This is a genomic window from Micromonospora maritima (assembly GCF_902825405.1).
GTDB lineage: Bacteria > Actinomycetota > Actinomycetes > Mycobacteriales > Micromonosporaceae > Micromonospora > Micromonospora maritima.
The window spans coordinates 1-7,415 of record NZ_CADEAU010000267.1 but is presented as its reverse complement, the minus strand read 5'-3'; the positions used below and the strand labels follow the sequence as shown (position 1 = coordinate 7,415).

Genomic DNA, 7,415 nt, shown 5'->3' with positions numbered 1-7,415 from the left:
CGTGTCCCCCGCGCCGGTCGGGCCGCCGGCTCGCGGGACACCCCGCCCTCGCGCAGCAGCCGGGCCATCGGCAGGGTGGCCGCGCCCATCGCGACCGCGTCCGGTCCGAGCCGGCACAGCTCGATCGAGGTCTGGGCGTACGGCTGGCGCAGCGCGTGCCGCGCGGTGGCCTCGCGGATCGCCGGCAGGTGCCGCTCGCCCAGCGCGAGCCCGGCCCAGCCGCCGAGCACCACCCGCTCCGGGTTGAACAGGTTGACCAGGTTCGCCACCCCGGCCCCGAGGTAGCCGACCGTCTCGTCGATCACCCGCGCGGCGGTGCGGCTGGTGGCCCGCAGCAACTCGCCGAAGGCGGTCTCCTCGTCGCCGCCGGCCGCCGGGCGACCCCGGTTGGCCTGCCGGAACCGGTCGAGCACCCCCTCCGCCCCGACGTACGCCTCGAGGCAGCCGAGGTTGCCGCACCGGCAGCGGCGGCCCCCGTACACGATGGTGGTGTGGCCCCACTCGCCGGCGCTGCTGTGCGCGCCCCGGTAGCCGACGCCGTCGGCGACCACGCACGCGCCCACGCCGGAACCGACCAGGGCGACCACCGCGTGCCGCACGCCCCGGCCGGCGCCGAACCACATCTCGGCCTGGCCGAGCGTCTTGGCGCCGTTGTCGACGTGCACCGGGACGTCGGTGCCGGCACGCAGCATCGCGCCGAGCGGGACGCCGTCCCAGCCGAGGGTCTGCGCGTGCACCACGGCGTCCGCGGTGCGCTCGACCGTGCCGGCCACGGCGACGCCGAAGCCGAGCACCGCGGCCGGGTCGACGCCCGCCTGTTCGGTCACCGCGGCGAGGCCGTGCAGCAGGTGCGTGGCGACCTGCCGCGGGTCGGGCTCGGCGGCGGCGATCGGGTACTCCGCCTTGGCCAGCGCGGTCATCGCCAGGTCGAACAGCTCGACCTGCACCCGGGTCTCGCCCACGTCGGCACCGACCAGGTAGCCGTGGCCGGGGGCCACGCGCAGCAGCACCCGGGGACGGCCGCCGTCGGACTCGACCGAACCGGCCTCCTCGACCAGTCCCTCGGCGATCATCTCGCCGACCAGGTTGCTCACGCTGGCCAGGCTCAGCGCGGTCGACTGGCCCAACTCGTGCCGGCTGAGCGGGGCGTCCAGCCAGATCCGGGTGAGCAGCACCGACCGGTTGGCCCGGCGCATGTCGCGCACCGTGGTGCGTCTGGCGTCCACGTCCGCCGCCGTCCTTCCTCCGGCCGCCCGCCGGCGACCTGCATTCACGCCGTGAACCAAGTGGTGACAGACTACTGCGCATTTACATTTAACAAAGTTAACTGATAACCTCCGGCGCATCGATGAGGAGGTATGTCATGCGACTCGGACGCGGGATGACCGCGCTACTCGGTGGCGTCGCGCTGCTCGCCGCCACCGCCGCCCTGCCGGCCGCCGCCGGCACCACGCCCACCGGCACCGGGAGCGCGCTGGTGGCATGCGACGCACCGGCCTGGGCCGAGGGCGTCACCTGGACCGCCGGGAGCCGGGCCAGCTACGGCGGGCGGCTCTACCAGGCCCTGGTGACGCACACCCCGCCGGTCGGCGCCGGCTGGACCCCGGCCGCCGTGCCGGCGCTCTGGACCGATCTCGGCGCCTGCACCGGCGGCACCCCGTCGCCCAGCCCCACCACGCGACCGCCGTCGCCCACCCCCACCGCGTCCCCCTCCCCCACCCGGACACCGACCCCCACGCCCACGCCGACCGGCACGCCGACCGCGACGCCCAGCCCGACCACGCCGGGCGGCGACACCTGCGCGCTGAGGTCCCGACCCACCGGCAAGGTGCTGCAGGGCTACTGGGAGAACTGGGACGGGGCGGCCAACGGCGTGCACCCCGGGCTCGGCTGGATCCCGATCACCGACTCCCGGATCCCCGGGCACGGCTACAACGTGGTGACCACCGCGTTCCCGGTCATCCGCGCCGACGGCACCGTGCTCTGGGAGGACGGCATGGACGCCGGGGTGAAGGTGCCCACCCCGGCGCAGGTGTGCCAGGCCAAGGCCGCCGGGCTGACCGTGCTGCTGTCCATCGGCGGGGCCGCCGCCGGCATCGACCTCAGCTCCGCCGCGGTCGCCGACCGGTTCGTCGCCACCGTCGTGCCGATCCTCAAGCGCCACAACTTCGACGGCATCGACATCGACATCGAGACCGGGCTGACCGGCAGCGGGACCATCACCCAGCTCTCACCCTCGCAGGCCAACCTGATCCGGATCATCGACGGGGTGCTGGCCCAGATGCCGGCCGGCTTCGGGCTCACCATGGCGCCGGAGACCGCGTACGTCACCGGCGGCAGCGTCACCTACGGCTCGATCTGGGGCGCGTACCTGCCGATCGTGAAGAAGTACGCCGACAACGGCCGGCTCTGGTGGCTGAACATGCAGTACTACAACGGCTCGATGTACGGCTGCGCCGGCGACTCGTACCCGGCCGGCACGGTGGCCGGCTTCGTGGCCCAGACCAACTGCCTCGACGCCGGCCTGGTCGTGCAGGGCACCACCATCCGGGTGCCGCTGGACCGGCAGGTCCCCGGGCTGCCCGCGCAGACCGGCGCCGGTGGCGGCTATCTGAGCCCGGCCCTGGTCGGCCAGGCGTGGAACACCTACCAGGGCCGCCTCAAGGGGCTGATGACCTGGTCGATCAACTGGGACGGCTCGAAGGGCTGGACGTTCGGCGACAACGTCCGCGCGCTCCAGGGCCGCTGAACGACGCGACGCGGGGCCCCGTCGACCCGACGGGGCCCCGCGCGCGGAGGTCAGCCGACGGCGATCTTCTTCGGCGTGGTCTTCGAGTCCAGCCAGGCGTTGATCAGCGCGGTGAAGTCGCGGCCGGTCTGCTTGTTGACGAAGGCGATGAACGACGTCCGGTCCTGCTGGGTGTTGCGCTGGTCCTGCACCCAGGCGCGGGCCAGCGCGAAGAACGCCCTGTCGCCCACCTCGCGGTGGATCTCGCGGAGCATCGCCGCCGGGCAGAGGTAGACGTTGCCCTCGGCGAACCGCCTCGGGTCGGGCCGGCCGGGCGGACCGAGCTTCTTGCGCAGGGCGGCGTCGCCCTCGCGCAGGTACCGGTCCAGGCTGGCCTCGCTGAGCTTCAGCGTCTCCTGGGTGTACAGGTCCTGCGCGTACTTCGCCCATCCCTCGTTCAACCACAGGTCGGTCCAGGTGGTCGGCGTGACGGAGTTGCCGAACCACTGGTGGGTGTACTCGTGCAGCAGGTCGCTGCCCCAGCGGTCGCGGCGGGCCTCGGTGTTCTCGATCTTGCGGCCCATGGTGATCATCTGCTGGGTCTCCATGCCCGACGCCGAGTCCACCACCACCACGCCGCCGGAGGGGAACGGGTACGGGCCGAACTTCTTCTCCAGCCACGCCAGGTACTGCGGGGACTTCTTCAGGTACGGCAGCAGCTTGTCGTCGGCGCCCTTGCGATACCAGAAGGTCAGCGGGACGCCCCTCGGGCCCTTGGCGGTCAGCTTCTGGTACTTCCCGACCGCGAGCGTGGTCAGGTACGTCGCCACCGGGTCGGTGCTGCGGTAGGTGAACGTGGTGCCGGACTGCCCCGCGGGGGTGCCGCTGGCGATCGCGGACCAGCCCGCCGGCACGGTCACCCGGATGTCGTAGAGGGCCTCGTCGGAAGGCTGGTCGTTGGCCGGGTACCAGGTGAACGCCCCGAACGGCTCCTGCATGGTCCAGAGGCCACCCTCCCTGGTGAGGGTGAGGCCCAGCGCCTCGGTGTCCTTGCGCTGCGACGGCATCGGCGTCGTCCGCGGCCTGCCGTGGTAGGTCACCACAAGCATCACCGGCTTGTCCGCGACCACCGGCGCGGACACGGTCAGCTTCTCCTTCGCCACCGCCCCGGGAACCGTCGCGCCGTCCAGCGTCACGCCGTCGAGCTGGTAGGGCATGAAGTCGAGGACCAGGCTCGGCGCGTCCTTCACCGGCCGGATCCGCAGCGTGGCGGTGCCGGTGAGGGTGGTGGTCGACGGGGCCCACTCCAGGGCCAGGTCGTAGTGCAGGACGTCCACCGCGTCGGTGCCCCGGGCCGGGTAGACCGGGTCGGCCACCGGGGTGGACCGCCCGGCCTGCCAGGCGGCGTAGTCGACGGCGGCGACGGTCGGGCTCGGCGTGCCGGCGGGGGCGGACGGGGCCGCGGCCGGGGCGGCGGGGTCGGTGGTGCACCCGGCGACGAGCAGCGGTCCGAGGAGCAGGATCAGGGGTACGGGGCGGCGCATCAGCGCACCATACGGCAGTGATCCACTTCCGTGGGGGCGTCGCCGGCTGGCGTCCGGCCGGACATCCTGCGACGCTTGCTGTCGTGTACGACTACGACCTGCTGGTGCTGGGCTCCGGACCGAGTGGACAGAAGGCGGCGATCGCCGCGGCCAAGCTGGGCCGGCGGGTCGCCATCGTCGACCGCCGCGACATGCTCGGCGGCGTCTGCATCAACACCGGCACCGTGCCGTCCAAGACGCTGCGCGAGGCCGTCCTCTACCTGACCGGGCTGAGCCAGCGCGACCTCTACGGCAGCAGCTACCGGGTCAAGGAGGACATCACCGTCGCCGACCTGGCCGCCCGCACCCAGCACGTGATCACCCGGCAGACCGACGTCATCCGCAACCAACTGGCCCGCAACCGGGTCGCGATGATCACCGGAACCGGACGGTTCGCCGACCCGCACGCGGTCTGGGTCGACGCCGGCTCCGGCCGGGAGACCCGGGTCAGCTTCGACAAGGCGGTCGTGGCCGCCGGTACCCGGCCGGCCCGCCCGGACAGCGTCGACTTCGACGACCGGACGATCGTCGACTCCGACGGCGTCATCAACCTCCAGGCCGTACCCCGCAGCATGGTCGTGGTCGGCGCCGGCGTGATCGGGATGGAGTACGCCTCGCTGTTCGCCGCGCTGGGCACCAAGGTGACGGTGGTGGAACGCCGCGAGCGGATGCTCGACTTCTGCGACGAGGAGATCGTCGAGTCGCTCAAGTACCACCTGCGCGACCTGTCGGTGACCTTCCGCTTCGGCGAGGAGGTGGCCGCCGTGGAGAAGCACCGCACCGCGGCGCTCTGCGTCCTGCGCAGCGGCAAGAAGATCGTCGCCGACACGGTGATGTACTCCGCCGGCCGGCAGGGGCAGACCGACGACCTGGCGCTGGAGGCGGCCGGTCTCACCGCCGACCACCGGGGCCGCATCCAGGTCGACGCCAACTATCGCACCGCGGTCGAGAACATCTACGCCGTCGGCGACGTCATCGGCTTCCCGGCGCTGGCGTCCACCTCGATGGAGCAGGGCCGGCTGGCCGCGCAGCACGCCTGCGGCGAGCCGGCCCGCACCATGTCGGACCTGCAACCGATCGGCATCTACACCATTCCCGAGATCAGCTTCGTCGGGCGGACCGAGGAGGAGCTGACCGAGGCGTCCACCCCGTTCGAGGTGGGCATCGCCCGCTACCGGGAGCTGGCCCGGGGGCAGATCGTCGGCGACTCGTACGGCATGTTGAAGCTGCTCGTCTCGCCGGAGGACGGGCGGCTGCTCGGGGTGCACGTGTTCGGCACCGGCGCCACCGAGATCGTCCACATCGGGCAGGCCGTGATGGGCTGCGGCGGCACCGTCGACTACCTGCTCGACGCGGTGTTCAACTACCCGACGCTGGCCGAGGCGTACAAGGTGGCGGCGCTGGACGCGGCCAACAAGATCCGCAACATCACCCGGATCGACGGCTGACCCGTGGCGCAGGTGTCGGCCACGGTCACGGCGGTCGGCACCGGCGCCCCCTGCGTGCGTAGATAATCATCGACATGACCGTCCGATACGACGAGGTCCTCGACCCGCTGCGCCAGGCATACGACGCTCGCGCAGCCTGGCGTGACGGGTTGACCAAGGAACCGTGGAAGGTGGCGGAGCGTCAGGCGTTCCGGGACCGTCTGACATCAGGTGCGCGGCTGCTGGAGGTTGGGGCGGGCACCGGGCAGGACAGCGTCTTCTTCCACCGGGAGGGCCTTGCCGTCGTCGCGGCCGACCTGTCACCGGCGATGGTCGAGCACTGCCGGGCCAAGGGCATCGAGGCCCACGTGATGGACTTTCTGCACCTGGACTTCCCGCCCGATTCCTTCGACGCGGTGTTCGCGATGAACTGCCTGCTGCACGTGCCCAACCACGACCTACCTAGGGTCCTGGCCGCCATCCGGGCCGTCCTGCGTCCTGGCGGACTTCTCTTTGTCGGGGTGTACGGCGGCGGCGAGAGCACCGAGGGCCCTATCGACGATGACCAGCACGTGCCGCCGCGCTTCTTCTCGTGGCGAACTGACGACCAGTTGCTCGGCTTCGCCGCCGCCGCGCGGTTCGACGTGGTGGACTTCCATCCGGTCGATACCGGTCGCGGCTACCGGTTCCAGTCGTTGACCCTGCGACGCCCCAGCGGCGCCTGAGAACCAGCGGCAGCGGACCGCCGCCCCACCCCGCGATCATCGCTTGCCGATCTCGGAGCTGTGGCGCCTCGGATGTCTGTTGCGTGACGTTGTCCGGGTGCCACACCTCCAAGATCGAGGTAGTACCCGCACGGGCGGGGTGCCAGACACGCGGCGCGTGCGCGCGCAGCGCAGGGCGGGGCGCGGAGGGCCGGACGAGGATCCTCCCGAGGCGCGGCGGATGGTGCGGCCCGGGTGGGCCCGGCCGGATCAGCGGCCGGTGGCGTAGCCCTGGGCGCCTCGCGGGTTGGCGGCGGCCGAGAGGACGCCGTTCCGGGGGTCACGGGCGACGGCGCAGAGGCGACCCAGGCTCCACGGGTCGGACCGACGCACCGTGTGACCCCGGGCGCCCAGCGCCGCGAGCACGTCCGGGTCGAGACGGTCCTCGACCACCAGCACGCCCGGCTCCACCTCACGCGGGTAGAACGACGCGGGCAGGCTGGTGGTGTGCCACGCCGGCGCGTCGATCGCCTCCTGCAGCTCCTGCCCGCCGACCAGGTGGCGCAGCAGGAACAGCAGCTGCCACTGGTCCTGCTGGTCGCCGCCGGGCGTGCCGCAGGCCAGGACCGGCTCGCCGTCGCGCAGCACCAGGGTCGGGCTCAACGTGGTGCGCGGGCGCCGGCCCGGCGTCAGCGTCGAGGCGAGCCCCTCCTCCAGCCAGCACATCTGCAACCGGCTGCCCAGCGGGAAGCCCAGCTCGGGGATGGTGGGCGAACTCTGCAGCCAGCCACCGCTCGGGGTGGCCGAGATGATGTTGCCCCACCGGTCGACCACGTCGACGTGGCAGGTGTCGCCACGGGTCACGCCGTCGGCGCGGACGGTGGGTTCGCCGGTGCTCGGATCCTGCGGGCCGGCCCGCCGGGCGGCGTGCGCGTACAGGTGCGCCGGCAGTCGCGGCGACGCGCCGGCCGGG

General features: G+C 72.6%; 6 protein-coding genes. 3 read left to right on the top strand and 3 right to left on the bottom strand.

The genetic code is table 11. The features are described 5' to 3' along the window. Positions 1-1,226, bottom strand: a 1,226-nt coding sequence (locus HUW36_RS21185) for an ROK family protein (protein ID WP_174529762.1), incomplete at its 3' end; no start/stop codon positions are given. A 137-nt stretch (positions 1,227-1,363) separates the two neighbouring features. Here HUW36_RS21185 and HUW36_RS21180 point away from each other — a divergent pair. After that, positions 1,364-2,749, top strand: coding sequence for a glycosyl hydrolase family 18 protein (locus tag HUW36_RS21180; protein WP_174529761.1), 1,386 nt, complete (start codon positions 1,364-1,366; stop codon positions 2,747-2,749). 50 nt (positions 2,750-2,799) lie between these two features. Here the strand turns inward: HUW36_RS21180 and HUW36_RS21175 are convergent, their stop codons facing one another. Then, positions 2,800-4,272, bottom strand: a complete 1,473-nt coding sequence (locus HUW36_RS21175) for a M1 family metallopeptidase (protein ID WP_174529760.1) — start codon at positions 4,270-4,272, stop codon at positions 2,800-2,802. 83 nt (positions 4,273-4,355) lie between these two features. Between HUW36_RS21175 and sthA the strand changes: the two genes are divergently transcribed. Both sthA and HUW36_RS21165 read left to right on the top strand, forming a co-directional pair. After that, positions 4,356-5,759 (top strand): Si-specific NAD(P)(+) transhydrogenase, encoded by a 1,404-nt coding sequence (gene sthA, locus HUW36_RS21170; RefSeq protein ID WP_174529759.1) that lies wholly within the window; start codon positions 4,356-4,358, stop codon positions 5,757-5,759. A gap of 74 nt (positions 5,760-5,833) precedes the next feature. Further along, positions 5,834-6,463 carry a class I SAM-dependent methyltransferase gene (locus HUW36_RS21165; protein ID WP_425487251.1) on the top strand — a complete coding sequence of 210 codons (630 nt, stop codon included), beginning with the start codon at positions 5,834-5,836 and terminating at the stop codon, positions 6,461-6,463. 249 nt (positions 6,464-6,712) lie between these two features. On the opposite strand, the gene HUW36_RS21160 is transcribed toward HUW36_RS21165, so the two are convergent. Then, a partial coding sequence (locus HUW36_RS21160) for a gamma-glutamyltransferase (protein WP_174529758.1) occupies positions 6,713-7,415 on the bottom strand: 703 nt, incomplete at its 5' end.